The following is a 26,262-nucleotide window of genomic DNA, read 5'->3' as shown; positions in this document are numbered from 1 at the left end:
CTGACGATCTCCTGCATGGTATCGCCCGCGCTGCTGACCTGTTGCGAACCTAAATCGACGCGCTGCACCGAATTCTCAATCAGCAGATTAATCTCTTTCGCCGCTTGTGCGCTGCGTTGTGCCAGGTTACGCACTTCCCCGGCGACCACGGCAAAGCCGCGACCTTGTTCGCCCGCGCGTGCCGCTTCGACGGCCGCATTCAGCGCCAGAATATTGGTCTGGAAGGCAATGCCATCGATCACGCTGGTGATATCGGCAATTTTTTTGGAGCTGTCGGCGATGGCATGCATGGTCTTCACCACGCCATCCACCACATTGCCGCCTTTATCCGCCGTTTCTGAGGCGGTTTTAGCCAGCTGTGAAGCCTGGCGTGCGTTATCGGCGTTCTGCTTCACGGTTGCGGTTAACTCTTCCATACTGGCCGCCGTCTCTTCCAGTGAGGCGGCTTGTTGTTCGGTGCGGGAAGAGAGATCGTTATTGCCGTTGGCGATGTCGCTGGCGCTGCCAAAAATGGCATCGGCACTGTCGCGTACATTGTTGATGGTGCTCAACAATGCCTGCTGCATATGGTTGAGGCTCGCGGCGATGGCCGCCATTTCGCTGCGCCCTTCAATCTTTAAACTGGCAGAAAGGTCGCCGTCGGCAAAACGCTCCATTTGCTGCTGCACCTGCTTCATTGGCGCCAGCAGAATGCGGCGGACCAGTTGCCACACCACCACCAGCAATAGCAACACAATCACCGCCATCACCGCGACCATCACCAGCATATGCTGATAAGTGCTATCGTTATCTGCAGCGCGCGCATTGATCAGTTGAACGTTGTCGCCACGCCATTGCTTGTAGGCCGCCTCCAAATCATCCTGCGCCAGTTGTGCATCCAACTCGCCATAGGCGGCGTAGTTGTTGGCTTTCAGGAAGGTCGCAGATTGATTCAGTAGTTGGTAGTAGTTGTTGAATTTACTTTCGATAAGCTCGGCGGAAGCTGCACTTTGCCCTGTAATACGCGGGACACTTTTGTAGCGGTCAAAGTGCTGTTTAGCTTCATCAAGCGATGCGCCGGCAGAAACCAGCAGCTTGTTGATGGCCGCGCGTGAAGCATCATCGGTCTGATTTTTCAGGATACGAATCGCGACGCGGTTGATAATGACGCGCGTTTTCACCAGTGTTTGCCAGCTGTCGGAGAACTCACGCTGTTGATGCGATAGTTGGTTACTGGCGGTGAAATTATGCTGGCCAGCGATTAGGGAAGATAAAAATAGCGAGCCGGAGATGGCCTGCATGGCGGTGAATACCAACAGCATCAATATGATGGCAGTCACAATTTTCATTTTCGTCAACATGATTCTCTCTGATCAAAGTAGGCTGGTAGAGAGGTTATCGGTGTGGAAGTGTATTGCTTAAGTGCCGAAAAAAAATAATTGCATCAGGTGATAATGTCGTGCAGGAGAAATGCAGTGAAACCCTTTGATTACGAACAAGACTTTAACAATATCGATTTCCGACAGCGGCCAGACCTTTATCAGGTGGGACGCGGTGAGCAGGGGGTGTTGATGGTGGAGCCTTATAAGAGCGAAATTCTACCGTTCTGGCGCTTTCGTACCGTGGAATTGGCGCAGGAGTCCTCGGTGCAAATCATGCAACTGTTTGAAGATTATCGCGTCCAAGACGATTTTGTTGGCATGGACATGGCACGCAAGTTCATTCAGATGGGTTACACCCGCGCACGCCGTTACAGCAATCATAAAGGCGGGCGAAAATATGATGCGGAGGGGAAAGAGCTGCCGCGCACCACGGAAAAAGAAAAGGCCGCTGCGGCGGCCATTTTCAAATCATGCTGGGATCGGATCCGAGCTGATACGGATTATCTGGCGCGCAAACGTGCGCACCAGCAGCAGTACGGTTAAACGCGCGTACCCCACAAATCGTACTCGTCAGCGTGTTCCACTTTCACACGGACCACGTCACCCACTTTAACCTGACGATCGCCATTCAGGTAAACGGCGCCGTCAATCTCAGGGGCATCGGCCATGCTGCGGCCCACTGCACCTTCTTCATCGACTTCATCGATGATCACCAGCACTTCGCGGCCGATTTTCTCCTGCAAACGCTCGCTGGAGATTTTCTGCTGCAGTTGCATAAAGCGGTCGAAACGTTCTTGCTTCACCTCTTCTGGCACTTGATCCGGCAACTGGTTGGCGGTAGCGCCTTCAACTGGGCTGTACTGGAAGCAGCCGACGCGATCCAGACGCGCTTCCTTCAGGAAGTCGAGCAGCATCTGGAAATCTTCCTCGGTTTCGCCCGGGAAGCCGACGATAAAGGTCGAACGCAGCGTCAACTCTGGGCAAATTTCGCGCCAGCGTTTGATACGTTCCAGAGTGCGCTCCACTGCGCCAGGACGCTTCATCAGCTTCAGGATGCGCGGGCTGGCGTGCTGTAACGGGATATCGAGGTAAGGCAGAATCTTACCTTCGGCCATCAACGGGATCACGTCATCCACATGCGGGTATGGGTACACGTAGTGCAGACGCACCCAGACGCCAAGCTTAGCCAGTTGCTCACACAGGCTGACCATGCTGGTTTTGACCGGCGACCCATTCCAGAAACCGGTGCGGTGCTTCACGTCCACGCCGTAGGCTGAGGTATCTTGTGAAATTACCAGCAGCTCTTTAACGCCCGCTTCCACCAGACGTTTCGCTTCATCCAGCACGGAGCCAATCGGGCGGCTGTCGAGATCGCCACGCATTGATGGGATGATGCAGAAGGTGCAGCGATGGTTGCAGCCTTCAGAAATTTTCAGGTAAGCGTAATGGCGCGGGGTCAGCTTAACACCTTGCTCCGGCACCAGGCTGAGGAACGGGTTGTGCTCAGGTTTTGGCACATAGGTGTGAACGTGGGACAACACCTGCTCGTAGCTGTGCGGACCGGTGATCTCCAGCACCTTAGGGTGCACTTCGCGGATCTGATCCACTTTGGCACCCAGGCAGCCGGTGACGATCACTTTGCCGTTTTCGTTCAGCGCTTCGCCAATCGCTTCCAGTGATTCCTGTACGGCGCTATCAATAAATCCGCAGGTGTTAACGATGACGATCTCCGCATCATCGTAGCGTGGCACCACATCGTAGCCCTCGGTACGCAGTTCCGTCAGGATGCGTTCAGAGTCGACGAGGTTTTTTGGGCAGCCGAGTGAGACGAAGCCCACGCGTGGCGGATTTTTGACATGGCTCATAAGGATAAAAATTCATCATAATTAGTGTGGATAGGGGGGCGATTGTACAGAGGTTGCTGGAGAAAATGTATAGTTAAGCAAAGAATCTCCTTATCAGTTACACGTGTTATTCCCGCTATGCTTAACTTACCCGCTCAGCTCATAAACTTAGGTTGTGGCCAGGAGAGTGGGCGGTGATCCGAGTTGTGCAATTCAGCCTGTTTTGCTTAAATGTTGGGTCGGTGACGGTAAGTTATTCTTGTCACTGGAGAATGTTAACTCGCGCTGAAGGCCGTATTTAATGGCCTAAGCAGAAGTGGATAATGTGAGAGCAGACATATGCAAGAGATCGTCAAAGGTTTTCTGAATTTTCAACAGAATGTGTTCCCTGAAAGGAAGGATCTTTTCAAAAGTCTGGCTTCAAACCAGAATCCTAAAGCGCTGTTTATTTCGTGCTCAGACAGCCGTCTGGTGCCCGAATTAGTCACGCAATCTGAGCCCGGTCAACTGTTTGTGATTCGTAATGCCGGTAATATTGTGCCGCCATTTGGTCCTGAACCGGGCGGTGTCTCTGCCACCATTGAATATGCAGTAGTGGCACTGGGCGTGACTGAAATCATCATTTGCGGCCACTCGAATTGCGGTGCCATGAATGCGATTGCGGCAAACGCCGACCTGGAAAGCATGCCTGCGGTCGATCACTGGCTACATTACGCCAATGCGGCAAAAGCCGTGGTGGAAGAGCGCAAGTATGAGTCCGTTGAAACCCGTCTTAACGAGATGGTGAAAGAAAACGTTATTGCTCAGCTGAACAATATCAAAACACACCCTTCCGTGGCGGTAGCGCTGCGTAAAGGCAAAATTCGCCTGCATGGGTGGGTTTATGATATTGAGAGCGGCGGTATTATCGCCCTGACCAAAGGCGGTGAATCGTTTATCTCACTTTCAGATAATCCAGAGACCTGCTTCGAGTAATCCCGCAAACCACCTGCTCTGCGGGTGGTTTTCTTCACATCCTGCGAATTTATCCCGCTAAAGCGCAGCGTGCGCTCTACACTTGAGAAGCGTTTACTTCTTATAAGGGCTTTCTCATGCGATTTCGTCTTTATATTCCTGCTTTAACGCTGGCAATGCTGGCCGTGGGTTGTACCTCTCATGTTGCCGATAAACAGCAATTCTCTGGGTTCCTTGGCGATTACAGCCAGTTAAAACCGGCGCAATCGCCCAGTGGAAAGCCGACGCTACGCTGGATAGCACCGGATTACCACAGCGCGGATTACACCAATGTGGTGTTTGAACCGGTGGTTTATTATCCCGCCGCGCGCCCTACCGAGCGAATCAGCCAGCAGACTCTCGATCAGATTCGCCAGTACACTGACGCCCAACTAAAAAAAGCGGTGTCGGAACGTAAACCTGTGGTGGGCAAGCCAGGTGCGCATACCCTGCGTGTGAAGAGCGCAATCACGGCGGTGAGTGCTGAAAACGAAGGGATGCAGTTCTACGAAGTGGTACCGATTGCTGCCGTGGTGGCCAGCACCATGGCGGCCACCGGGCACAGAACTCAAAACAGTGCGCTGTTCCTGGAAGTGGAAGCGGTGGATGCCCAGACTGGGAAACCGATGATCAAGGTGGTGCGCAAGGCGTTTGGTAAGTCACTGCCTAATAACAGCACCCCAATCACCCTCAATGACTTACGTCCCGGCATCGACGAGATGGTGCGCGATGTTGTAGCTTTCTCAGCTCCTTAATCCTGCAGCCCGACATCGCGTCGGGCTTAATGTTTTGTAAATCCTGCACATCCTTTCTTACGGGCTGACTACCCTTGATCACAAACCGTGATAAAGGAGCCTCCCATGCGTTTACCGTCCGTCGCGCTACTGCTTGGCGTATTCAGTTACCCCTCATTCACTCTGGCTGCAGAGGTCCAGGTTCAGGTGTTGCAGGATAAGCTCGACCACCCTTGGTCGGTGGCATTTCTGCCTGACAATCAAACCTTGCTGATTACTGAACGTTCCGGGCAACTGCGCAGTTGGCAACCGGGCACCGGGTTATCGCAACCCATCAGCGGGGTGCCGAAAGTCTGGGCCAATCGTCAGGGGGGATTACTGGATGTGGTGCTGGCGCCCGATTTCGCCCAAAGCCGTCGCGTGTGGCTCAGTTACACCACGGCAAATGCTGAAGGGCGTGCCGGCGGCGTGGTGGGGTACGGGCGGCTCAGCGACGATAACCGTCAGCTAAACGACTTCAAAGTGGTGCTGGAGCAAACGCCTAAACTCTCCAGCGGTGCCAATATCGGCACGCGCCTGGCGTTTGATCATCTGGGATATCTCTATATCGCTTTTGGGGACAACTTTGTTAGTAGCAGTGCCCAACAGCTGGATAAGCTCTCTGGAAAAATCGTGCGTCTGACGCAGAATGGCGAGATCCCGTCAGATAACCCCTTTGTGCATACCAAAGACGCCCGCCCAGAGATTTGGTCCTATGGCATGCGCAATCCACAGGGCTTAGCGTTCAATCCGTGGACGCAGCAAATGTGGGAGAGTGAGCACGGTCCACGTGGTGGCGATGAGGTGAACCTGCCAGAGAAAGGAAAAAATTATGGCTGGCCATTGGCCACCTACGGTATCGATTACAGCGGTCAGAAGGTGCCAGAAGCCGAGGGAACCCATGTCGCCGGGACTGAACAACCGCTGTTTTGGTGGAAAGTCTCTCCGGCCATCAGCGGCATGGCGTTCTACAACAGCGCACGTTTCCCACAGTGGAAGAACTCGCTGTTCATTGGTGCTTTGAAAGAGAAAAGTTTAATTCGCCTGCGGGTGAATGGTGAGAAAGTGGTCGAGGAGCAGCGCTTGTTGCAGGATCGTGGTGAACGCATCCGCGATGTGCGCCAGGGTCCAGACGGTTTTCTCTATGTGCTAACGGATGAGGCCAACGGAAAACTGTTAAAAGTGGGGTTGGCAGACGCGGCCAACCCGACTCGTGGTTAACTTAACGCACCCAGTTGCACACTTCCCAGCCGCGCTGCTGTGCTTCCTGCTGCAACTGCGCATTGGGGTTAATCACCCAGGCATGATCAGCGTGGGCCAGCAGCGGTAGATCATTCATCGAATCGCTGTAAGCCCAGGTACGCTCAAAGCGTTGATCTTCCTGCAAGGCTTTCCAGTCACTCAGACGTGTGACCTTGCCCTCACGATAGGTCGCTGTGCCATAGATCTGGCCGCTGTAGCGTTCGTCCACGACCTCAACACCGATGGCCAGTGCCCCATGTACACCAAGACGGTGCGCAATCGGAACGGCCAGATGGTCGCCACTGGCCGTGATGATCATTACGGTATCGCCGCGTTGCTGGTGCCAGTCAATGCGTTCGCGTGCGGCAGGGAAAACACGGGGTAAAATGTCGCGATGGATAAAACGACGCACCCAGCCCTCAACGGTGAGGGTCGCCATACCGGCGAGAGGGGCAAGAGTGGTGCTCATATATTCTTCAATTGACAGGGTGCCGGCGTGATATTTTTCCATCAGAGCCTGCTCTTGCAAAATGACTGCTTCGGGTGCGAATCCCTGTGAAACCAGCCAGCGCAGCCAGAGGCTGGTACTGTCTTCACAAATCAGGGTTTCGTCCAGATCGAAAACGGCTAAGTCCATCGTGGTTCTCCTCGGGCTGACTGGTATCAGGGTAGCGGAATTTTGTGACTGGCTTAACCGTTCTGCGAAAAATCGGAATTTCTCGCATTTTTTCATCTTGTGCAATAGATCAAAAGTGGCAGCACTGCGGCGTTGGTGCCAGGGTTACTCTAATAAACTCTAAAAAACTTTACGATTGGACGGTTTTGTTCGCAGGGGGTTAGCGTGTAGCTTTTATTAAGACATGTCTTACCCGCACCAAAACCATGATTTAACAAGGACAATCTGGTCACGCTCATGAGAAAAAACTCCGTCACTTCTGCCTTGCGGCCGCTGGCTGCCACTTCATTATTAGTGCTTTTCCTTCCAGTCACCACTCAGGCTGAACAGGCACCTGCTGCTCCACAGATTGAAGCCAAAGCCTGGATTTTAATGGACTATAACAGCGGGAAAGTGCTGGCAGAGTCCAATGCTGATCAACGCCTCGATCCCGCCAGCCTGACCAAAATGATGACCAGTTATGTGGTTGGACAGGCACTGAAAGCGGGCAAGATACATAACGATGACCTGGTGACCATTGGTCAGGATGCCTGGGCAACCGGCAATCCAAAACTGCGCGGCTCATCGCTGATGTTCCTTAAACCGGGTGACCGCATTCCGGTTTCGGAACTGAATAAAGGTGTAGTGATTCAGTCAGGTAATGATGCCTGTATTGCGCTGGCGGATTATGTTGCAGGCAGCCAGGACTCGTTTATCGGTCTGATGAACAACTACGTTAAAGCCTTCGGACTGCAAAATACCCATTTCATGACTGTGCACGGTCTTGATGCGGAAGGGCAGTACAGCACTGCGCGTGACATGGCCATCATTGGTCAGCGTCTGATCAGTGACGTGCCGGAAGAGTATGCGCTTAACAGCGAAAAAGAGTTCACCTTTAACCATATCAAGCAGATGAACCGCAACCGCCTGCTGTGGAGCAGTAACCTAAAGGTGGATGGCATTAAAACCGGGCATACCTCTGGCGCAGGTAACAATCTGGTGGCCTCCGCAGTAGATGGTGACATGCGACTGATTTCAGTGGTGCTGGGCACGCAAACCGATGCGATTCGTTTTCGTGAGAGCGAGAAACTGCTGACATGGGGCTTCCGTTTCTATGAAACGGTGACGCCAATCAAAGCCGATAAGCCTTTTGCTCAACAGCGTGTCTGGTTTGGCGACCACAGCCTGGTCAATCTGGGAGTCGCTAAGGATGCGGCAATCACTGTGCCGAAAGGCCAAATGAAAAACCTCAAGGCAAGCTTTACCCTGAATTCGCCGCAACTGGAGGCACCGCTGCAGAAGAATCAGGTGGTGGGCACCATTGATTTCCAGCTGGATGGCAAAACGGTTGATCAGCGTCCGTTAGTGGTGATGGAGGATGTACCAGAGGGCGGCTTTATTGGCCGCATTTGGGACTTCATCATGATGAAATTCAACGGCTGGTTTGGTAAGTGGTTTAATTGATAATTGGGCGGCGCATTTGCGCCGCCTTCTGCATTATCCGCGTACCCAACCTTTCTTAATCGGCATTGAAAAGAGTGCGCGATACACCTGATGCGTAAAGGCCAGCATGCGTTCACCGTATAGCTGCCACGCCATGTGCGACGCCAGACAAGCCAACAGACCTACCAGGAATCCACCCAGCATATCCATCGGCCAGTGAACGCCCAGATAGACGCGCGACCAGGCAATCGCACTGCCCACCGCCAACAAAATCACGCCCGACCACAGGCGATGCCAGAAGATAAATGCCAGCGCAAAGGTGAAGATAGTGGTGCCATGGTCACTGGGGTAAGAGTCATCGGCGGCGTGTGCCAGGAACTGATGGCCAAAGCCGATAGCAAACGGGCGTGGATGCGGCAGCAGTTGCCCCACACACCAGGAAATACTCAGTGCGTAGATCAGCGCCATACCGGTTTTCAGCACCAGCGCACGCTGTGACTGAACCTGATCGCGCGGTCCCCAAAGCCAGAGCGCAACAATCAGTAATGGCACAATCGCAATCACATCTTTTGCGATAAAAGTAGCCAGATGAATCAACCACTGCGGCGAATCCGTAGTGGCGTTAATCCATAAAAAGATCGTGTGGTTAAGTGCTTCCATCACGTTTCATCACCCTCGTTCTGTTTACCCAAAAAGAAACACCAGCAAAAATCAGCACCTGGCTCAGCCATACCCACCAGCCTGCCCACAGGTTGTGTGAGAAGAAGTGGGCACCGCGCATCACCTGGCCATAACCCATCAACAGGCCAATTGCGCCACCCGCGCATAGCGCCAACAGCGCGCGGCGGGGACGTTCAGGCCACCACAGGAAAAACAGCGCCATCATGGCAAAACCACTCGAGGCATGTCCGCCAGGGAAACATTGGCCCGGCCCGCTATTGGCGGGCACGGCATCCAGCAACGCGAAGGTGGCAGCCTTACCGCCGAACATCGCCAGATCCCATGGGCATGAATGTGCGCTGTGCGCCTTCAGCATACCTACCACCAGCGGCCCCAAGCCAAACAGCAGGGCCACCAGCACGCGACGACCATCGCGCTTCTGTAGTCCGCGTAACAGCAGCAGTACCGCCCCGACAATGATCACATCTTTAAACAAACGATGATTAATCAGGTCCAGCCAGCGGTTGTGCTGCCACGGAAACGTCTGTGTCAGCGGATCAAACCACATCCTGGTGATGGCGATATCCAGACTTTCGTGGCGTGACCACCACAAGAACACCAGTGCAAAAATTGCCAGTAAAATAAAGTTGATAGCGTAAAAGCGTCCAGACAAACAATAAATAGTCTGGCTCTTAATCTTATCGCGGGTTGTTGGAGTGTTTAACTTTGATGAAAGTTGCATGAAGGTTTGAAAATAGCGAAATCAGAGCGGCAGGGTCGCAATTTACGCTTAGGAGAACCTTAAGCGGCAGGAATAACAGGCATAAAAAAACCCGCAAGTCAGTGACCGGCGGGCTCCTCAATTTGGGGATTTCAAAGAAAAGCAGTGGCACTTATTCAGACTGCGCCCCAAATAGAAAGTTCTGAACGGAGTAAAAATATTTTTAAAAAGGCAAAAGCGGCCAAATTATCACAATCAGGGTGCCAGCGAGCGTCAGCAAAACGTTAGCAATCGCATAAGTTCCTGCATAGCCTAGTGCCGGAATACTACTGCGTGCAGTATCACTGATGATCTCCATTGCCGGTGCACAGGTACGGGCACCCATGATGGCACCAAACAACAGCGCACGGTTCATTTTCAGCACATAGGCACCAAACAGATAGCACACCACCACCGGTATTAAACTGACCAGCAAGCCGCTTAACAGCATCAGTGCGCCTGCGCTGCCTAGCCCATGTTGCAAGCCGCTTCCCGCACTCAGGCCGACACCCGCCATAAACACCATCAAGCCAAATTCTTTCACCATGGTGAGTGCACCCTGAGGGATATAACCAAAGGTAGGGTGGTTAGCACGCAGGAAGCCCAGCATGATCCCGGCGAACAGCAAACCCGCGGCGTTGCCGATGCCAAAGCTGAAGTTGCTGAACTGGAAGGTAATCATGCCGATCATCAATCCGATAATAAAGAACGCGCAGAATGCCAGCAGATCGGTCATCTGACTGTGGATAGCGATAAAGCCGATGCGGTCTGCCAGGCTTTTTACGCGTCGCGCTTCACCGCTGACCTGCAACACATCGCCTTTATTGAGCATGATGCTGTCATCAATCGGCATCTCAATCTGGCTGCGGATCACGCGGTTGAGGAAGCAACCGTGGTCGGTGAGTTTCAGGTGGCTGAGGCGCTTATTCACCGCATTGTGGTTTTTCACCACGATCTCTTCGGTGACGATGCGCATATCGAGTAGATCGCGATCGAACACTTCTTTGCCGTTGCGGAAGCTGGGATCAAGGCGCGCGTGTGCGTCAGGATAGCCCACCAGGGAAATGTCATCGCCCAGTTGCAGCATTGCATCGCCATCGGGACTGGCGAGGATCCCATTGCGGCGCAGGCGCTCGATATAGCAGCCGGTCTGGCGGTGAATGCCCAGTTCGCGCAGATTTTTGCCGCCGCTCCATTCCACCAGCTCCGGCCCCACGCGGTAGGCGCGAATTACCGGCAGGAACACTTTGCGCTGGCTGTCGGCATCAAGGCCTCGTTCACGCGCGATCTGTTGCGCACAGGTCGGTAAATCCTGATGCTGCAGGCGCGGAAGATAGCGCGCACCAAAAATCAGGCTGACCAGACCAATCAGATAGGTCAGGGCGTAACCAAGACTCAGGTTGTCCTGCATCATGCTCAACTGATGGCTATCGCTGATGCTTTGTCGCAGTGTGTCACCCGCGCCAACCAGCACCGGCGTTGACGTCATGGAACCGGCCAACATGCCTGCTGTTAGCCCAATATCCCAACCGAACAGTTTACCCAGCCCTAAGGCTATCAGCAGTGCACTGACTACCATCACAATGGCGAGAAAGAAGTAATTTTTACCGTCGCGGAAAAAGATTGAGAAAAAGTTTGGCCCCGCTTCGACACCGACACAAAAAATAAACAACATAAAGCCGAGGCTTAATGCGTCGGTATTTATCGCAAAGTGTTGTTGGCCTAAAATCAAAGAAACAACGAGTACACCAATGGAATTACCCAGTTGGACAGAACCCAGGCGTAATTTACCCAGACACAGCCCAAGGGCTAAGACGACAAATAATAACAGAACGTCATTTCCGCTTAACAATTCTGCGACGTTAATGTTCACGGTTTAACTTCTTCTTTACCTGTAACGAGTTGATGAACGGGTCTTTTTTCGCTATCTTGTGGCAGCCGCAAGCATCCTTGCCGCCACGGAGAGGTAGACCGTAATTAAAAGCGGCGTCATTCTAATCATAATTAACTCCCTCAGCTATCAGCCATTTTCATTCCTTAGGGCCGTTGCTGTGTATTTTTATTTCCACTTTTGCGCATCAGGGCAGTAAACGTTTCAATATTGTTAACGTCAAAGTTGAGGATGGTTATGTTGCAGCGCAATAATCGCTGGCCAGCATCGGTTTTAGGCATGATGCTTTATACGCTGGTGTTTATTTTTGCACATCATTTTTGGGCCGCTGCGGCGGAACAAGCCGTGCGTGGACAACCTGAGTTATTGCTGTTTTTATTGCCAGGCATGCTAATGGCTGTGATGCAGCCAGACAGCCCGCTGATCGGGACGCTGTGGGTCGCGTTGGGCGGCTCATTACTGGGGTTAGCGTGGGTGTGGTTCACCGTGACGCAAATGCACAGTTGGCTGCTGGTGGTGGCGTGGAGTTTGAGTGCGTTGTTCTGGGCGGGGTGCGGCGCTTTGGTGGTGCGGCTACTGCGGATAATGCTGGCGATGCGGCCTGAGTAATATGATGGATTTGTGGCGAGAGGCGGCCTGAAAGCCGCCCCCTATAACGCGCCCGATCAATCAGGCTTCAACACCCAGATTTTCTTTGGTCCAGGCAGCAAATTCGGTGTAGCCACCGATATGCTGATCGTCGAGGAAAATCTGCGGTACGGTGGTAACCGGTTTGCCCGCACGCGCTTCCAGGTCGGCTTTAGTAATACCGGTGGTCTGAATATCGACGTACTGATAGTTAAAATCGTCGCGCTCACTGGTTAGCTTGGTGGCTAACTCTTTGGCACGTACGCAGTATGGGCAGCTTTCACGGCCAAAAATCACTGCAATCATTGCTTCTCTCCTTCCGCTGCTGTTTTGTGACCAGTTTCACATTACAGCGTGAATAATGGCATTCATCATGCCCGCCCATCCTGCTTAAGCAAAGAAGAAATTGCCTGTTAATCTAATGGCCGCAAACTATATCCGTCATACTTCACTCTCATGATGCGAAGTATGCGGATCTGGCATGCGACTGACAAATTGAGTCACTGAGGGATTCACCTATGCGTAATCTGGCGACTTTGCCCAAACCGATATTGCTGCTGGAAGTGCTGGGCGTTCTTTCGGTGATTGGCGCGCTGCTGTTGGTCAACGACTGGGTCAGCGCCCCAGCGTTTATGGCGAAAAACTCGTTGGCTACGCTATTGTTTTTCCTTGGCATTGCGCTGATGCTGCCCGCAGCATGGCTGATGATGTGGCGAACGGCGAAAGCCATGGCGCCGCAGTTGTTCAATCAAACCCACAAAAAGAAGTAACCGGAGAGGATTATGACGCCGACGATTGATTTACTATGCAGCCACCGTTCCATTCGCGCTTTTACTGAGCAAGGTATAGATGATGCCCAGCGCAGCGCGATCATTGCTGCAGCACAAGCGGCCTCTACCTCCAGTTTTTTACAGTGCTCTTCCATTATTCGCATCACGGATAAGGCCATGCGTGAACAGTTGGTGCAGCTGACCGGCGGACAGCCTTGGGTCAGTGCTGCGGCTGAATTCTGGGTATTCTGCGCCGACTTTAATCGCCATCAGCAAATTTGCCCCGATGCGCATCTCGGACGCGCCGAGCAGCTTCTGCTGGGCTGCGTCGATACCGCGCTGATGGCGCAAAATGCTATGGTGGCGGCCGAATCGTTGGGCCTGGGTGGTGTGTTTATTGGCGGCATCCGTAACAGCATTGCGCAAGTCACCGAATTGCTGGGGCTGCCTCAATTTGTGTTGCCCCTGTTTGGCTTCTGTATTGGCCATCCTGCGTCCGCGCCGGATGTGAAACCGCGTATGCCGCAAGCTATGCTGGTGCATGAAAATCGTTATCAGGTTGTCGATAAAAACCTACTGGCTGATTACGATAATCAAATTACGGCCTATTATCAGCAGCGCGACAGCAACCAGCGTTCCGAAACCTGGAGCGAACTGATTCAGCGCTTGATTATTAAAGAAACGCGGCCATTTATGCTGGATTATCTGCATCAGCAAGGCTGGGCAACACGCTAAGCACGAGGAACTCAGCAATGAAGATGGCCATTCTCACCCGCGATGGATCGTTGTATTCGTGTAAACGTCTGCGGGATGCTGCGGAAGAGCGTGGTCATCAGGTGCAGATGATCGATCCGCTCTCCTGCTATATGAACATCAACTCCGATTCATCCGCTGTGCATTATCGGGGTGAACCGCTGGGCCATTTTGACGCAGTCATTCCGCGTATCGGTACTGCCACCACCTTCTATGGCACGGCTGTGCTACGTCAGTTCGAAATGTTGGGCAGTTATCCCTTGAACGAGTCGGTGGCGATTACCCGCGCCCGCGATAAATTACGCTCACTGCAGCTGCTGGCACGTGAAGGCATTGATATGCCGATCACCGGATTTGCTTCTTCACCGGACGATACGCAGGATCTCATCGCCATGGTAGGCGGAGCGCCGCTAGTGGTCAAGCTGGTGGAAGGGACGCAGGGGATTGGTGTGGTGCTGGCGGAAACGCGTCAGGCCGCCGAAAGCGTGATTGATGCCTTTCGTGGTCTGAACGCGCATATCCTGGTGCAGGAGTTCATCAAAGAAGCACAGGGGCGCGATATTCGTTGCCTGGTGATTGGCGATCGGGTGGTGGCCGCCATTGAACGCGAAGCCAAAGAGGGGGATTTCCGCTCTAATCTGCATCGCGGTGGCAAAGCGCATGCGGTGACCATTACCGACAAGGAGCGTGAGATTGCGGTGAAAGCCGCGTCAACGTTGGGTCTGGAGATCGCTGGCGTCGATATCTTACGTGCGCATCGCGGGCCGCTGGTCATGGAAGTCAATGCGTCGCCCGGTCTCGAAGGCATTGAGGGCAACACCGGTTTAGATATCGCCACCATGATGATTGAATGGGTTGAACAACACGCCTGCCCCGGCTATCGTCTTAAAACGGGCGGCTGAGCCCGCTTTTACGCGGTTTTCGTGGCAACAGCATGACTTTTTCCGTAAGCTAAGGCGCTTATTTCTTCACCCCACAGGACATAACGATGGATTCACTGGTCGTTCCTGACATCGACTTGCTGCGTCGCTGGCTGGATCAACAAAATATCACCTGGTTCGAATGCGATGCCTGCCAGGCACTGCATCTGCCGCACATGCAGAATTTTGACGGGGTGTTTGATGCAAAAATCGACCTGGTGGACGACGTCATCCTCTTCTCCGCGCTGGCTGAAGTGAAGCCCACGGCGCTGATCCCGTTGGTTGGCGATTTGTCACAAATCAACGCCAGTTCTTTAACGGTGAAAGCCTTTATCGATATTCAGGACGATAATCTGCCTAAGCTGATTGTCTGCCAGTCCATCAGTACCACCGCTGGTTTGACCTTTGGCCAGTTCTCTCACTTTATGAAGCAGAGTGAAGAGGGGATTTCCATGGTGATTATGGAAGCCTTTGCCAACAATTTACTGATGATGGGCGAAGAAGAGGAACGTCAACCCAGTTCCGGCAGCCACGCGATGCTGCACTAAGATTCCCCGTCTCGCTAACTGCCGCTTTTTGCGGCAGTTTTCATTTTATCCCCACCACTTTTTATTCTGCATTTTGCCCTTTATTGCCAGATATTAGTCGTGCTTTATGCCGCTAGTGCCAAACCCCATAGCAGAAACATGCATAAGATATCGCAAAAAGGCGTTTTTTACGCTGGGCTCTGGCACGCATGGAGCTGTGGGGCTATTCTTGCGGGGCTGCCTGAGACGTGCAACCTCAGCACAAACATAGGTTTTTGCTATTAAACTCCCGCTGAATATTGATTCATTCTATGCGTCTAATTCGACAATAAACGCAACGTCAGGATCGCGTGTATGCAGCGTTGTGATGACCCGCTAAGGAGGATGTAAAACATGATCAACCAACGTAAAAAATGGTTGCCAGGTGTGGTTGCAGGTGTGCTGATGGCTGCGGCCGTGGGTGCTCAGGCAGAGGATAAAACGCTGCACGTATATAACTGGTCCGATTATATTTCGGCCGATACCGTGCCTAATTTCGAAAAGCAGACCGGTATTAAAGTGGTCTACGACGTGTTTGACTCCAATGAAGTACTGGAAGGTAAGCTGATGGCGGGCTCAACCGGTTACGACGTTGTGGTGCCTTCTTCGAGCTTCCTTGCGCGTCAGTTGCAGTCAGGTGTTTTCCAGGAGCTGGATAAGAGCAAACTGCCTAACTACAAAAACCTCGATCCTGACCTGATGGCGAAAGTCGCGCAGCATGATCCAGGTAACAAATATGCGATTCCTTATCTGTGGGGCACCACCGGTATTGGCTACAACATTGATAAAGTGAAAGCCGCACTCGGTACTGATGCGCCTCTCAATAGCTGGGATCTGGTGCTGAAGCCAGAAAATCTGGAAAAACTGAAAAGCTGTGGCGTCTCCTTCCTGGATGCACCGGAAGAGATTTTTGCTACCGTGCTGAACTACCTCGGCAAAGATCCGAACAGCTCAGACGCCAAAGATTACACCGGCGCTGCCACCGATCTGCTGCTGAAGCTGCGTCCAAACATCCGTTATTTCCATTCGTCTCAGTACATTAACGACCTGGCGAACGGCAACATCTGCGTGGCGATCGGCTGGTCTGGCGATATCCTGCAGGCAAAAGATCGGGCAGAAAAAGCCAACAACGGCGTGCACCTGGGGTACAGCGTGCCGAAAGAGGGTGCCTTGGCCTTCTTCGATATGATGGCGATTCCGAAAGATGCGAAGAACCTGGATGAAGCTTATCAGTGGCTGAACTACATCATGGATCCAAAAGTGATTGCTGATGTCTCCAACAAAATGAACTACGCCAACGGTAACAAGGCATCGCTGCCATTGATCAACGCCGATGTGCGTAATAACCCAGGCATCTTCCCAACGCCTGATGCCATGGCGAAGTTGTTTGTGCTGAAAGTCCAGGATCCAAAACTGGATCGTGCGCGTACCCGTGCATGGACTAAAGTTAAAAGTGGTAAGTAATTCGTTCTATACCCAAAATAATTCGAATTTTAGGAAGGCGGCAAGTGCATGAATCCTCAGGAGCTTACTGAAGTAAGTGACTGAGGTGAATGCACCTAGCCAACGCAGCTGAAATTTGAAGTATGAAGGGTATAAACGGATTCATTTACTTGTAGATGACAACAGAGGCGCGGTGATGGCCTCTGTTGTGCCATTTTAGCGGCTGGCTGTGCCGCGCTACACCGCTTAGCGCCGGAGAAATGTTAGTGAACGACGCGATTCCCCGCCCCCCAAATAAAACGGCTAAGGCGTTAACGCCGCTGCTGGAAATTCGCAACCTGACCAAATCTTTTGACGGCCAGCACGCCGTGGATGATGTCAGCCTGACCATTTATAAAGGTGAAATTTTTGCCCTGCTGGGTGCCTCCGGCTGTGGTAAATCCACCTTGCTGCGCATGCTGGCAGGCTTTGAGCCACCGACCAGTGGACAGATTGTGCTCGACGGCCAGGACATGTCCCACGTGCCGCCGTATCAACGCCCCATCAATATGATGTTTCAGTCGTATGCCTTGTTCCCCCACATGACGGTGGAGCAGAACATTGCCTTTGGTCTGAAGCAGGACAAGTTGCCGAAAGGTGAAATCAGCAGCCGTGTTGAAGAGATGCTGACGCTGGTGCATATGCAGGAGTTTGCCAAGCGCAAGCCACACCAGCTGTCTGGCGGCCAACGCCAGCGCGTGGCACTGGCACGTAGCCTGGCGAAACGTCCTAAGCTGCTGCTGCTTGATGAACCGATGGGCGCATTGGATAAGAAACTGCGTGACCGCATGCAGCACGAAGTGGTGGATATTCTGGAGCGTGTGGGTGCCACCTGTGTAATGGTGACGCACGATCAGGAAGAAGCCATGACCATGGCGGGCCGCATCGCCATTATGAACCGTGGTAAGTTTGTGCAGATTGGTGAGCCGGAAGAGATTTACGAGCATCCAACCAGCCGCTACAGCGCCGAATTTATTGGTTCGGTCAATGTGTTTGAAGGCCTGCTGCGTGAACGTGGTGAAGACGGTGTGGTCATTGACGCGCCAGGTTTGGTGCATCCACTGAAAGTTCAGACCGATGTCTCTATCGTTGATAACGTGCCGGTACACGTTGCACTGCGTCCTGAGAAAGTGATGCTGTGTGAAGAGGTGCCGGCTGACGGCTGCAATTTCGCGGTGGGTGAAGTGGTGCATATCGCTTATCTCGGCGACCTCTCCATCTACCACGTTCGCCTGCGCAGCGGTCAGATGATCAGTGCACAGCTGCAGAATGCACATCGCTACCGCAAAGGTGCGCCGACATGGGGCGATGAAGTACGCCTGTGCTGGGATGCTGATAGCTGTGTGGTTCTGACGGTTTAAGGAGGCGTAATGAGCCAGATTTCTCAACGCCGCGAACCCGAAGTTGTCGGCACACCGTTACAACGCTGGGGCACGCGCATCAAAATGCTGCATGGCCGCAAGCTGGTGATCGCACTGCCTTACCTGTGGCTGATTCTGCTGTTCCTGTTGCCGTTCCTGATTGTGCTGAAAATCAGTTTTGCTGATATTGCGCGTGCGATCCCGCCGTACACCGATTTGGTGACCTGGGCGGACGATCAGCTCAATCTGGTGCTGAACCTTGGTAACTACATCACGCTGACCGATGACCCGCTGTATGCCGAAGCCTATTTGACTTCGCTAAAAGTGGCGGCGATCTCCACGGTGATCTGTTTGCTGATTGGTTATCCTTTGGCGTGGGCGGTGGCACACAGTAAGCCTTCGATGCGCACCATTCTGCTGTTGCTGGTGATTCTGCCGTCATGGACCTCGTTCCTGGTGCGCGTCTATGCGTGGATGGGGCTGCTTAACAACAACGGTATTCTTAACCGCTTCCTGATGTGGTTGGGGGTGATCGATCATCCGCTGGTGATCCTTTACACCAACACGGCAGTGTATATCGGTATCGTTTACTGTTACTTGCCGTTTATGGTGCTGCCAATCTACACCGCGCTGACCCGCATCGATTACTCGCTGGTGGAAGCCTCGCTGGATCTTGGCGCTCGCCCGTTGAAGACCTTTTTCAGCGTGATTGTGCCACTGACCAAAGGCGGCATTATTGCCGGTTCGATGTTGGTGTTTATCCCGGCGGTGGGGGAGTACGTGATCCCCGAACTGCTCGGTGGGCCAGACAGCATCATGATTGGCCGCATCTTGTGGCAGGAGTTCTTCAACAACCGTGACTGGCCGGTGGCCTCTGCGCTGGCGGTGATCATTCTGTTGATACTGATCTTGCCGATTATCTGGTTCCATAAGCACCAAAACCGTGAGTTAGGAGAGAAGGAATGAATCAGTTACCGACCATTCGCTCTCCGTGGCGCACCGCGATTTTGGTGGTGTGCTTCCTGTTCCTCTACGCGCCAATGCTGCTACTGGTGGTGTATTCCTTTAACAGCTCGCAGTTGGTTACCGTGTGGGAGAGCTTCTCTTTCCACTGGTACAAAGTGCTGTTCCAGGACAGCGCGATGCTGGATGCGGTGGGCCTCAGTCTGACCATTGCCGCACTGTCTGCCACCATGGCGGTGGTGCTGGGTACCATGGCGGCGGTGATTATCGTGCGCTTTGGTCGCTTCCGTGGGCACAGTGGCTTTGCCTTTATGTTGACCGCACCGCTGGTGATGCCAGATGTGATCACCGGTTTGTCACTGCTGCTGCTGTTTGTGGCCATGGGCAACACCTTTGGCTGGCCGAGCGATCGCGGCATGCTCACCATCTGGCTGGCGCACGTGACCTTCTGTACCGCCTATGTGGCGGTGGTGATCAACTCGCGCCTGCGTGAGCTGGACCGCTCGATTGAAGAGGCGGCGATGGACCTGGGCGCAACACCGCTCAAAGTGTTCTTCGTGATTACCGTACCGATGATCGCCCCCGCGATTGTCACCGGTTGGCTGTTGGCCTTTACCCTGTCGCTTGACGATTTGGTTATCGCCAGCTTTGTTACGGGGCCGGGTGCGACGACGTTGCCAATGGCGATTTTTGCCACTGTACGTCGTGGCGTCAACCCAGAGATCAATGCGCTGGCTTCGCTGATTTTGTTTGTCGTCGGCTTGGTTGGATTTATCGCCTGGCGCTTTATGGCACACGAAGAAAAGCAGCGTTTACGCGATATTCAGAAAGCCAGACGTGGCTGAAAGCCGTAACATTTGCCAAAATAATCACAGGCTGGTTTACCTTTCATACTTCACGTCCCCTCATGGGGCCTACTCTTGGTATGGGTGCGTTGGCGACAGGTGTTCACCCCCGTCACTTACTGATGTAAGTGACGGGGGATTCGCTCACTTGCCACCTTCCTGACACGTGAATTATTTGGGGTAACTCACAACCAGGCTGTTTTTTATGGTTACGGAGTTCAGGGATGTCGGAAACGCTAAAAACCCCCGTTATAACGTCAGCGCCTGTGGCGGTCATGGTCGCGGGCATCGCGATCATTGCCACACGCTGTCTTAGCGTGCTGATGCTCGCCAACGAACTGGGCTACGACGAAATCGCTAATTTTGTCCATCGCAGTGCGCAAGCCTGGGACTCCACACTGATTTTTATCGCCAGTCAGCTCATCTTCTTATTTGAACTGCGGTGCGCCTTTACCCTGATGCGTGGCAGTAATCGTGGTCGCTGGGGCTATGTCGCGACACAAGTCATTGTTCTGGCGTATATGCTGATGGCTTCCGTTGGCTGGATTTACCCGGAAATCTTCAGCATTTCCGGAGAGACCAATGCGCAGATCGTTCATCATACCTTGCTGCAGAAAGTGCCGGATGTGATGGTACTGCTGCTGCTGTTTGTCCCGGCCAGCAGCCGCGCTTTTTTCCGTGGCCGGTGATACAATCTGCCCCCGATTTTTCTCCCGATTCTGAATACAGGCCTCTCCATGCATTGCGCGCTTTATGATGCCGGTCGCTGTCGCTCGTGCCAGTGGCTGGAAAAACCCTATCCGCAACAGCTCAGCGATAAACAGTCGCTACTTGAGCAGTTGCTGCAACAGATGCCGGTGGCTGAGTATCTCCCGCCGGTAACGTCTGCGCAGCAGGGGTTTCGTAATAAAGCCAAAATGGTGGTGAGTGGCAGCGTTGAGCGCCCCATTCTGGGGATGGTGGCGCGTGAGGGCGAGCCGGTTGATCTCTGTGATTGTCCGCTCTATCCCGCCAGCTTCACGCCTGTATTTGAAGTACTCAAGCCTTTTATCGCGCGTGCCGGTTTAACCCCTTATAACGTGGCGCGTAAACGCGGTGAGCTAAAGTTCCTGCTGCTGACAGAGAGTTCACAAGGCGGGATGATGCTGCGTTTTGTGCTTCGCTCCACCAGCAAGCTGGTGCAGTTGCGCGCTGCGCTGCCTTGGCTCCAGCAGCAGTTGCCGCAGCTGCAGGTGATTTCTGCCAACATCCAGCCGATACATATGGCAATTTTAGAGGGCGATGAAGAGATTGCGCTAACGCCCGAGCAGGCGCTGCCAGAGATGTTTAATCAGGTGCCGCTGTATATTCGTCCACAGAGCTTCTTCCAGACCAACCCGCAGGTTGCCGCGAACCTCTACGCCACCGCGCGTGCGTGGGTCGCTGAACTGCCTGTCAGCAGCATGTGGGATCTGTTTTGTGGCGTGGGCGGGTTCGGTTTGCACTGTGCGACACCGGAGATGCAGCTTACTGGCATCGAGATCAATGCCGAAGCCATCGCCTGCGCAAGACAATCCGCGCAGCAATTAGGGCTGGAGAAAGTGAGCTTTGCGGCACTGGATTCCACGCAGTTTGCCACCTCGCGCGCGCAGGTGCCGCAATTGGTGCTGGTCAATCCACCGCGTCGCGGGATTGGAGCAGAATTGTGTGATTATCTCGGCCAGATGGCCCCGGACTACATTCTCTATTCAAGCTGTAATCCGAGCAGCATGGCGCAGGATATTGCACGGCTGGCGGATTATGACATCACCCGCGTGCAATTGTTTGATATGTTCCCGCACACCGCGCATTTTGAAGTGCTGACGTTACTGATCAAGAAGGGTGGAACAGCGTAGCGGCCGTCTGGACTGAGGACGTGCAGAACCTGCCAGATGGCATACTACGCCATTCCATAATGCTTATTCCGGGAACCACTTCTGGTTGATCTGCTGCCAGGTGCCGTTGGTTTTTAATGCCTCAAGCGCGGTATTCAACTCTTTTAATAAGGGGTCATTCCCTTTGCGAACGGCAATGCCCAGTCCGGTGCCAAAGTATTCGGTATCCGTGATGTGCTCACCAACGGTACTGAGGTCGTCATTGGCTTTCAGCCACTGATTAACCACCGCGCTGTCGCCAAAAACGCCATTCAGGCGACCATTTTTCAAATCCAGGATCGCATTCTGGTAGCTGTCATAGGCCACGGCGATCACTTCTGGATGCTTCTCCAGCAGATATTTCTGGTGCGTGGTGCCGTTTTCCACACCGACACGTTTGCCTTTCAGCTGGCTGAAATCGGTAAACTGGCCTTTATGGGCAATGACAATCGCGGAGTTGGCGTAATACGGTTGGGTAAAATCAACCTGCTTACTGCGTTCGGCGGTGATATCCATGCCAGAAATCACCGCATCATAGCGACGGAATTTCAGTGAAGGGATTAGGCTATCAAAGGCGTTGTTAGTGAAGGTGCATTCTGCTTTCATCTGCTGGCATAGCGCTTTAGCCAGATCGATATCAAAACCCTCTAACTGATTTTCATTGTTGAGCGATTCGAACGGCGGGTAAGTCGCAGAAGCGGCGAAGCGGATTTTTTCTGCCGCATAAGCATTCATTGCCAGTGTTGCCAGTGCCGCGGCAACAATCCATTTTTTCATTATGTGACTCCTGTAAACCATGCCAGAGATTGAACGGTTAACACGATGCCAGTTAATGAATTTATATGCAATAAATATGATTAAAAAATTACATTGGATTGCATGGGTATTGTAGCGGCATGATAAATCACGCCGCTACGGATCAGTTCCGCTGTTCAAATGCCAGCGCGCGCTTCTCAATCAACCGCATCATCAAGGTCAGCAGACCGTTGACCACCAGATAAATCAAGCCAGCAGCGGCGTAGACGGTGATGTCATAGGTACGGCCATACAGCAGTTGCCCATGTCCCATCACTTCCATCAGCGTGATGGTATACGCCAGAGATGTACTCTTAAACACCAGTACCACTTCATTGGAATACGAGGAGAGGGCGCGCTTGAAGGCATAAGGCAGTAAAATGCGCAGGGTATCCTTACGATTCATGCCCAGTGCCGCACAAGATTGCCATTGGCCGGACGGAATCGCCTTTACCGCACCGTAAAACAACTGCGTGGTGTAAGCCGCACTGTTTAACGAGAGCGCCAGCAGCGCGCACAGCCAGGGTTGCGAAAGCAGATGCCACAGCCAGGGTACATTCTGAATGCTCGGAAACTGGCCCGGGCCGTAGTAAATCAGGAAGATCTGCACCAACAGGGGTGTGCCGGTAAACACCGTGATATAGCCTTTCACCAAGGCATTCATGACCGGCACTTTCAATGCCAGCACAATGGTGCACAACACTGACAGCACCAGCGCAGCGATTAACGATGCCACAGTGAGCGTCAGGCTGGTGTGCAGCCCTTTTAGCAATTCGGGTAAGTAGTCCAGCATGGTCAGGCCCCCCGCTCAAAACGCGTGGTGCGCGATTCAATACGGCGCAATACCGCCTGACTGAACAGCGTAATGATCAGGTAAATGGCCGCCGCCGCCAGATACCAGGTGAAAGGCTCTTGGGTGCGCGTGGCAATACTTTTGGTTTGTAGCATGATGTCATTGACACTGATCAGTGACACCAGCGCGGTATCTTTCAGCAATACCAGCCACTGATTACCAAGGCCTGGCAGTGCGTGACGCCACATTTGCGGCATAATCAGGCGGAAGAAAATCGCCGACTTCTTCATACCCAATGCCTGGCCTGATTCCCATTGCCCTTGTGGCACGGCTTTCAGCGCACCGCGCAGGGTTTGGGAAGCGTAAGCGGAATAGAGCATCGCCAGCGCAATCACCCCGCACAGGAAGGGGCTGACATCAAAGTTCTCAATCTGCACTTGTACGGGAATGCTGAACAGGCCGAGATTAATGTGGAAACCATCAGAGAGCGTCAGTAATAGCTGCGACGCACCAAAATAGATAAACAGCACCACCAGAATTTCTGGCAAACCGCGAATCAGGGTCACTAACAGGGTGCCAATCCACGCCAGCGGTTTCCAGCGCACCATCTCCCAGCCAGCAAAGATCATCGCCAGCACAAGGCCGGCGATCAATGCACAAACAGCAAGGCCGACGGTCATGCCGGCGGCGCTTGCGAGTGGAATGAATTCATTCATCAGGAATTACTGCTGGAACCATTTGTTGTAGATGGTTTTGTAGGTGCCATCAGCTTTGATCTTCTCCAGGGCGGTGTTGAATTTGCCCTGCAGATCGGTATTACCCTGACGCACCGCGATACCCAAACCAGTACCGAAGTAATCTTTATCTGTCACTTTCTCACCCAGTGGCGCGAGGTTGGCATTCTGTTTCAGCCACTCGTTCACCACCGCGGTATCGCCAAACACGGCATCAATACGGCCGTTTTTCAGATCCAGCACCGCATTCTGGTAGCTGTCATAAGGCACAACGGTGATGTCGCTGTGTTTGTCAGACAGGTATTTCTGGTGCGTGGTGCCGTTCTGCACGCCGACGCGTTTGCCTTTCAGCGCGGCAACATCGGCCAGCTTGCCTTTCTGCGCGATGAAGATGGCGGAGTTATCATAGTAAGGCTTAGAGAACAGCACCTGCTTTTCACGCTCAGGGGTAATGTCCATACCCGCCATCACCGCGTCGAAACGACGGAATTTCAGGCTTGGGATCAGGCTGTCAAACGCCTGGTTGGTGAAAGTACAGGTTGCATCAATCTCTTTACACAGCGCATTAGCCAGATCGACATCGAAGCCCTGAATCTTGTTGTCGGAATCGACAAACTCAAACGGCGGATAAGAGGCTTCGGTAGCGAAACGCAGGGTCTGCGCAGCAGAAGCGCTGAGGCTCAGAGAGGCAAGCAGTGCAGCAAGTACGACTTTTTTCATTAGATGCATCCTGACTTAGTGCGAAAGATAATGTGCAAACGCTTCGGTTTGCGGCTGTGAAAAGTGGCTGGCATCGCCTTGCTCAACAATATGACCATTCTCCATGTACACCACGCGGCTGGCCGTTTTACGCGCCACTTCCACTTCGTGGGTCACAATCACTTGCGTAATTTGGGTCTGCGCCAGTTCACGAATGATGCTGACGATCTGCGCGGTGATCTCGGGGTCGAGTGCGGCGGTGGGTTCATCAAACAACAGCACCTGGGGTTCCATCATCAACGCACGAGCAATCGCCACGCGTTGCTGCTGGCCACCGGAAAGGTGCAGCGGGAAACGGTCAGCAAAAGGCGTCAGACGCAGGCGGTCCAGCAGCTTGTCAGCACGCGCACGCGCGGCGTCTTTGCTGAGACCCAGCACCCGGCACGGCGCTTCAATCAGATTTTGCACCACGGTGAGATGTGGCCACAGATTGTATTGCTGGAACACCATGCCGACGTTCTGGCGCAGTTCACGGATCGCGCTGTCAGACGGTGCTTTGCTGAAGTCAAAGTGATTACCGGCAATCTGCAGGCTGCCGGAACGCGGCTGCTCCAGTAGATTAAGGACGCGCAGGAGCGAACTTTTACCCGCGCCACTTGGGCCGAGCAACACCAGCGTTTCTCCCTGCGGACAAGCCAGGTTGATATCGAACAGCGCCTGATGGGCACCGTAAAAACAGTTAATGGCGTTTAGTTGAATACTCATGCGCAAAAATTGAATAGTAATTAGTGCCGCGAATCTTAACGTCACCAGAATAGTTATGCAATTGTGGTGGGTTAAAATTTATTAAACAGCAGTGAAGTCCCAAAAGCGTAGCACAAAATATCGACGCTCAAGGTCTGGCGGCGGAATTGATTGCGCTTCTTTAGCTCAGGGTTACCTGACAGAAGCGCGATAAATCGCGCAGCTACCGTTATGTCGGGGGTGGAATGACTCAAGGCCGCCCCCTACAAACCTTGACGTATAAGACAGTAGCGACACGGTTCGGCTATTTTTTCTCTTCCAGCAGTTGGCTGAGCGAGCCGCCACCCGCATGCGGCCAGTCCCCCACATAGCGGATATCATCCACCGCCCAGCAGGTGCCTTCCTGAATCATCAGCACTTCATCATTCCAGCTTTTGCCATCGCGGCTTAATGCGACGCGCAGCGGGATGTTGCGGGCATCGCGGTTCGGAATAGTCGAGGCGCTGGCGACATCCGCTGACGTCGGCCCCTGTGACAAGCTGGAGAACAGGTCGCCCTGACTCCATGACGCAGGCTTATTGCTTTGTGTGCTGGCGCTCAACAGCTTCTGATACAGGCGATCACTCAGGTAGGGGCGATATTTTGCCAGAGTGGTGCTGTTCGGCAGGCCCTGAGTGGGTTGGCTGATACGTAAAT

Annotated in this window: 29 protein-coding genes; 16 read left to right on the top strand and 13 right to left on the bottom strand. The window is 53.2% G+C overall.

Annotated features, from left to right (window positions below; translation table 11 throughout):
• The coding region (locus PSSD_RS19460) for a methyl-accepting chemotaxis protein (RefSeq protein ID WP_304949860.1) at positions 1-1,328 on the bottom strand (1,328 nt) is incomplete at its 3' end.
• A 126-nt stretch (positions 1,329-1,454) separates the two neighbouring features.
• Here PSSD_RS19460 and PSSD_RS19455 point away from each other — a divergent pair.
• The gene (locus tag PSSD_RS19455; protein WP_058973370.1) at positions 1,455-1,904 is read left to right on the top strand and encodes a DUF4385 domain-containing protein; all 450 of its coding nucleotides are present in this window, start codon (positions 1,455-1,457) and stop codon (positions 1,902-1,904) included.
• On the opposite strand, the gene rimO is transcribed toward PSSD_RS19455, so the two are convergent.
• Positions 1,901-3,226, bottom strand: a complete 1,326-nt coding sequence (gene rimO, locus PSSD_RS19450; protein ID WP_039336388.1) for a 30S ribosomal protein S12 methylthiotransferase RimO — start codon at positions 3,224-3,226, stop codon at positions 1,901-1,903. The two genes, PSSD_RS19455 and rimO, sit on opposite strands and share 4 nt — an antisense overlap.
• A gap of 318 nt (positions 3,227-3,544) precedes the next feature.
• Between rimO and PSSD_RS19445 the strand changes: the two genes are divergently transcribed.
• From PSSD_RS19445 to PSSD_RS19435, 3 genes are all read left to right on the top strand, one after another.
• Positions 3,545-4,180, top strand: a complete 636-nt coding sequence (locus tag PSSD_RS19445; protein WP_058973369.1) for a carbonic anhydrase — start codon at positions 3,545-3,547, stop codon at positions 4,178-4,180.
• Positions 4,181-4,296: 116 nt separating this feature from the next.
• The gene (locus PSSD_RS19440; protein ID WP_058973368.1) at positions 4,297-4,953 is read left to right on the top strand and encodes a DUF3313 domain-containing protein; all 657 of its coding nucleotides are present in this window, start codon (positions 4,297-4,299) and stop codon (positions 4,951-4,953) included.
• 105 nt (positions 4,954-5,058) lie between these two features.
• Positions 5,059-6,192: a PQQ-dependent sugar dehydrogenase gene (locus tag PSSD_RS19435; protein ID WP_058973367.1), complete on the top strand. Its 1,134-nt coding sequence runs from the start codon at positions 5,059-5,061 to the stop codon at positions 6,190-6,192.
• A 1-nt stretch (position 6,193) separates the two neighbouring features.
• Here the strand turns inward: PSSD_RS19435 and PSSD_RS19430 are convergent, their stop codons facing one another.
• Entirely contained in the window at positions 6,194-6,850 is a 657-nt protein-coding gene (locus PSSD_RS19430; protein ID WP_058973366.1) for an HAD family hydrolase, read from the bottom strand.
• Positions 6,851-7,126: 276 nt separating this feature from the next.
• Between PSSD_RS19430 and PSSD_RS19425 the strand changes: the two genes are divergently transcribed.
• Positions 7,127-8,332 carry a serine hydrolase gene (locus PSSD_RS19425; RefSeq protein WP_058973365.1) on the top strand — a complete coding sequence of 402 codons (1,206 nt, stop codon included), beginning with the start codon at positions 7,127-7,129 and terminating at the stop codon, positions 8,330-8,332.
• Positions 8,333-8,365: 33 nt separating this feature from the next.
• Here PSSD_RS19425 and ybjG read toward each other — a convergent pair whose 3' ends face one another.
• The 3 genes from ybjG to PSSD_RS19410 all read right to left on the bottom strand — a co-directional run bounded on the left by ybjG (position 8,366) and on the right by PSSD_RS19410 (position 11,604).
• Complete coding sequence (gene ybjG, locus PSSD_RS19420) at positions 8,366-8,971, bottom strand: undecaprenyl-diphosphate phosphatase (protein WP_058973364.1); 606 nt, start codon at positions 8,969-8,971, stop codon at positions 8,366-8,368.
• Positions 8,958-9,713: a phosphatase PAP2 family protein gene (locus PSSD_RS19415; protein ID WP_064511472.1), complete on the bottom strand. Its 756-nt coding sequence runs from the start codon at positions 9,711-9,713 to the stop codon at positions 8,958-8,960. Before PSSD_RS19415 ends, ybjG begins: the two co-directional genes overlap by 14 nt.
• A gap of 202 nt (positions 9,714-9,915) precedes the next feature.
• Positions 9,916-11,604: an aspartate:alanine antiporter gene (locus PSSD_RS19410; RefSeq protein WP_039336374.1), complete on the bottom strand. Its 1,689-nt coding sequence runs from the start codon at positions 11,602-11,604 to the stop codon at positions 9,916-9,918.
• A 255-nt stretch (positions 11,605-11,859) separates the two neighbouring features.
• On the opposite strand from PSSD_RS19410, the gene ybjM reads away from it, so the two are divergent.
• Complete coding sequence (gene ybjM / locus PSSD_RS19405; RefSeq protein WP_039336373.1) at positions 11,860-12,231, top strand: inner membrane protein YbjM; 372 nt, start codon at positions 11,860-11,862, stop codon at positions 12,229-12,231.
• 60 nt (positions 12,232-12,291) lie between these two features.
• On the opposite strand, the gene PSSD_RS19400 is transcribed toward ybjM, so the two are convergent.
• Positions 12,292-12,555 carry a GrxA family glutaredoxin gene (locus PSSD_RS19400; protein WP_039336371.1) on the bottom strand — a complete coding sequence of 88 codons (264 nt, stop codon included), beginning with the start codon at positions 12,553-12,555 and terminating at the stop codon, positions 12,292-12,294.
• Between the two features lie 212 nt (positions 12,556-12,767).
• Here PSSD_RS19400 and PSSD_RS19395 point away from each other — a divergent pair, with 212 nt between their 5' ends.
• The 10 genes from PSSD_RS19395 (at position 12,768) to rlmC (ending at position 21,783) form a co-directional block, all read left to right on the top strand.
• Positions 12,768-13,019: a DUF1418 family protein gene (locus PSSD_RS19395; RefSeq protein ID WP_039336368.1), complete on the top strand. Its 252-nt coding sequence runs from the start codon at positions 12,768-12,770 to the stop codon at positions 13,017-13,019.
• Between the two features lie 12 nt (positions 13,020-13,031).
• Positions 13,032-13,754, top strand: coding sequence for an oxygen-insensitive NADPH nitroreductase (nfsA, locus tag PSSD_RS19390; protein ID WP_039336366.1), 723 nt, complete (start codon positions 13,032-13,034; stop codon positions 13,752-13,754).
• Between the two features lie 17 nt (positions 13,755-13,771).
• Entirely contained in the window at positions 13,772-14,674 is a 903-nt protein-coding gene (gene rimK, locus PSSD_RS19385; RefSeq protein WP_039336363.1) for a 30S ribosomal protein S6--L-glutamate ligase, read from the top strand.
• An 86-nt stretch (positions 14,675-14,760) separates the two neighbouring features.
• Positions 14,761-15,240, top strand: coding sequence for a YbjN domain-containing protein (locus PSSD_RS19380; RefSeq protein ID WP_058973363.1), 480 nt, complete (start codon positions 14,761-14,763; stop codon positions 15,238-15,240).
• A gap of 372 nt (positions 15,241-15,612) precedes the next feature.
• Positions 15,613-16,722, top strand: a complete 1,110-nt coding sequence (gene potF / locus PSSD_RS19375) for a spermidine/putrescine ABC transporter substrate-binding protein PotF (RefSeq protein ID WP_058973362.1) — start codon at positions 15,613-15,615, stop codon at positions 16,720-16,722.
• Between the two features lie 245 nt (positions 16,723-16,967).
• Positions 16,968-18,101 (top strand): putrescine ABC transporter ATP-binding subunit PotG, encoded by a 1,134-nt coding sequence (gene potG, locus PSSD_RS19370; RefSeq protein ID WP_153011468.1) that lies wholly within the window; start codon positions 16,968-16,970, stop codon positions 18,099-18,101.
• 9 nt (positions 18,102-18,110) lie between these two features.
• On the top strand, positions 18,111-19,067 hold the full coding sequence (gene potH, locus PSSD_RS19365) for a putrescine ABC transporter permease PotH (RefSeq protein WP_039332209.1): 957 nt from the start codon (positions 18,111-18,113) through the stop codon (positions 19,065-19,067).
• The gene (potI, locus tag PSSD_RS19360) at positions 19,064-19,909 is read left to right on the top strand and encodes a putrescine ABC transporter permease PotI (RefSeq protein WP_039332211.1); all 846 of its coding nucleotides are present in this window, start codon (positions 19,064-19,066) and stop codon (positions 19,907-19,909) included. The genes potH and potI overlap by 4 nt, the downstream gene beginning before the upstream one ends.
• Before the next feature lie 224 nt (positions 19,910-20,133).
• Complete coding sequence (locus tag PSSD_RS19355) at positions 20,134-20,598, top strand: YbjO family protein (RefSeq protein ID WP_058973360.1); 465 nt, start codon at positions 20,134-20,136, stop codon at positions 20,596-20,598.
• A 48-nt stretch (positions 20,599-20,646) separates the two neighbouring features.
• Positions 20,647-21,783 carry a 23S rRNA (uracil(747)-C(5))-methyltransferase RlmC gene (gene rlmC, locus PSSD_RS19350; RefSeq protein ID WP_058973359.1) on the top strand — a complete coding sequence of 379 codons (1,137 nt, stop codon included), beginning with the start codon at positions 20,647-20,649 and terminating at the stop codon, positions 21,781-21,783.
• A 63-nt stretch (positions 21,784-21,846) separates the two neighbouring features.
• Here the strand turns inward: rlmC and artJ (PSSD_RS19345) are convergent, their stop codons facing one another.
• The 6 genes from artJ (PSSD_RS19345) to PSSD_RS19320 all read right to left on the bottom strand — a co-directional run.
• Positions 21,847-22,578 (bottom strand): arginine ABC transporter substrate-binding protein, encoded by a 732-nt coding sequence (gene artJ / locus PSSD_RS19345; protein WP_058973358.1) that lies wholly within the window; start codon positions 22,576-22,578, stop codon positions 21,847-21,849.
• A 142-nt stretch (positions 22,579-22,720) separates the two neighbouring features.
• Complete coding sequence (gene artM / locus PSSD_RS19340; protein ID WP_058973357.1) at positions 22,721-23,389, bottom strand: arginine ABC transporter permease ArtM; 669 nt, start codon at positions 23,387-23,389, stop codon at positions 22,721-22,723.
• Positions 23,390-23,391: 2 nt separating this feature from the next.
• On the bottom strand, positions 23,392-24,105 hold the full coding sequence (gene artQ, locus PSSD_RS19335; protein ID WP_058973356.1) for an arginine ABC transporter permease ArtQ: 714 nt from the start codon (positions 24,103-24,105) through the stop codon (positions 23,392-23,394).
• A 6-nt stretch (positions 24,106-24,111) separates the two neighbouring features.
• Positions 24,112-24,843 (bottom strand): arginine ABC transporter substrate-binding protein, encoded by a 732-nt coding sequence (artJ, locus tag PSSD_RS19330; protein ID WP_058973355.1) that lies wholly within the window; start codon positions 24,841-24,843, stop codon positions 24,112-24,114.
• A gap of 15 nt (positions 24,844-24,858) precedes the next feature.
• On the bottom strand, positions 24,859-25,587 hold the full coding sequence (gene artP, locus PSSD_RS19325; RefSeq protein ID WP_052206066.1) for an arginine ABC transporter ATP-binding protein ArtP: 729 nt from the start codon (positions 25,585-25,587) through the stop codon (positions 24,859-24,861).
• Between the two features lie 283 nt (positions 25,588-25,870).
• Positions 25,871-26,262 (bottom strand): DUF3828 domain-containing protein (locus PSSD_RS19320; RefSeq protein ID WP_058973354.1); only part of this gene is annotated, 392 nt, incomplete at its 5' end.

This window comes from Type-D symbiont of Plautia stali (assembly GCF_001485335.1).
Classification (GTDB): domain Bacteria; phylum Pseudomonadota; class Gammaproteobacteria; order Enterobacterales; family Enterobacteriaceae; genus Pantoea; species Pantoea vagans_C.
Note: the sequence above shows the minus strand (reverse complement) of the source record. Positions and strands in the feature narration are given on the sequence as shown.

Bases quoted from the DNA above. Each gene is read 5' to 3' on its own strand.
- PSSD_RS19415 (WP_064511472.1), bottom strand. From the start codon at position 9,713: ATGCAACTTTCATCAAAGTTAAACACTCCAACAACCCGCGATAAGATT.
- artQ (WP_058973356.1), bottom strand. From the start codon at position 24,105: ATGAATGAATTCATTCCACTCGCAAGCGCCGCCGGCATGACCGTCGGC.
- artJ (WP_058973355.1), bottom strand. From the start codon at position 24,843: ATGAAAAAAGTCGTACTTGCTGCACTGCTTGCCTCTCTGAGCCTCAGC.
- rlmC (WP_058973359.1), top strand. From the start codon at position 20,647: ATGCATTGCGCGCTTTATGATGCCGGTCGCTGTCGCTCGTGCCAGTGG.
- PSSD_RS19400 (WP_039336371.1), bottom strand. From the start codon at position 12,555: ATGATTGCAGTGATTTTTGGCCGTGAAAGCTGCCCATACTGCGTACGT.
- ybjM (WP_039336373.1), top strand. From the start codon at position 11,860: ATGTTGCAGCGCAATAATCGCTGGCCAGCATCGGTTTTAGGCATGATG.
- nfsA (WP_039336366.1), top strand. From the start codon at position 13,032: ATGACGCCGACGATTGATTTACTATGCAGCCACCGTTCCATTCGCGCT.
- PSSD_RS19445 (WP_058973369.1), top strand. From the start codon at position 3,545: ATGCAAGAGATCGTCAAAGGTTTTCTGAATTTTCAACAGAATGTGTTC.
- PSSD_RS19440 (WP_058973368.1), top strand. From the start codon at position 4,297: ATGCGATTTCGTCTTTATATTCCTGCTTTAACGCTGGCAATGCTGGCC.
- PSSD_RS19355 (WP_058973360.1), top strand. From the start codon at position 20,134: ATGTCGGAAACGCTAAAAACCCCCGTTATAACGTCAGCGCCTGTGGCG.
- PSSD_RS19430 (WP_058973366.1), bottom strand. From the start codon at position 6,850: ATGGACTTAGCCGTTTTCGATCTGGACGAAACCCTGATTTGTGAAGAC.
- potH (WP_039332209.1), top strand. From the start codon at position 18,111: ATGAGCCAGATTTCTCAACGCCGCGAACCCGAAGTTGTCGGCACACCG.
- potI (WP_039332211.1), top strand. From the start codon at position 19,064: ATGAATCAGTTACCGACCATTCGCTCTCCGTGGCGCACCGCGATTTTG.
- rimK (WP_039336363.1), top strand. From the start codon at position 13,772: ATGAAGATGGCCATTCTCACCCGCGATGGATCGTTGTATTCGTGTAAA.
- PSSD_RS19380 (WP_058973363.1), top strand. From the start codon at position 14,761: ATGGATTCACTGGTCGTTCCTGACATCGACTTGCTGCGTCGCTGGCTG.
- PSSD_RS19395 (WP_039336368.1), top strand. From the start codon at position 12,768: ATGCGTAATCTGGCGACTTTGCCCAAACCGATATTGCTGCTGGAAGTG.
- ybjG (WP_058973364.1), bottom strand. From the start codon at position 8,971: ATGGAAGCACTTAACCACACGATCTTTTTATGGATTAACGCCACTACG.
- PSSD_RS19425 (WP_058973365.1), top strand. From the start codon at position 7,127: ATGAGAAAAAACTCCGTCACTTCTGCCTTGCGGCCGCTGGCTGCCACT.
- potF (WP_058973362.1), top strand. From the start codon at position 15,613: ATGATCAACCAACGTAAAAAATGGTTGCCAGGTGTGGTTGCAGGTGTG.
- artJ (WP_058973358.1), bottom strand. From the start codon at position 22,578: ATGAAAAAATGGATTGTTGCCGCGGCACTGGCAACACTGGCAATGAAT.
- artM (WP_058973357.1), bottom strand. From the start codon at position 23,389: ATGCTGGACTACTTACCCGAATTGCTAAAAGGGCTGCACACCAGCCTG.
- rimO (WP_039336388.1), bottom strand. From the start codon at position 3,226: ATGAGCCATGTCAAAAATCCGCCACGCGTGGGCTTCGTCTCACTCGGC.
- PSSD_RS19435 (WP_058973367.1), top strand. From the start codon at position 5,059: ATGCGTTTACCGTCCGTCGCGCTACTGCTTGGCGTATTCAGTTACCCC.
- artP (WP_052206066.1), bottom strand. From the start codon at position 25,587: ATGAGTATTCAACTAAACGCCATTAACTGTTTTTACGGTGCCCATCAG.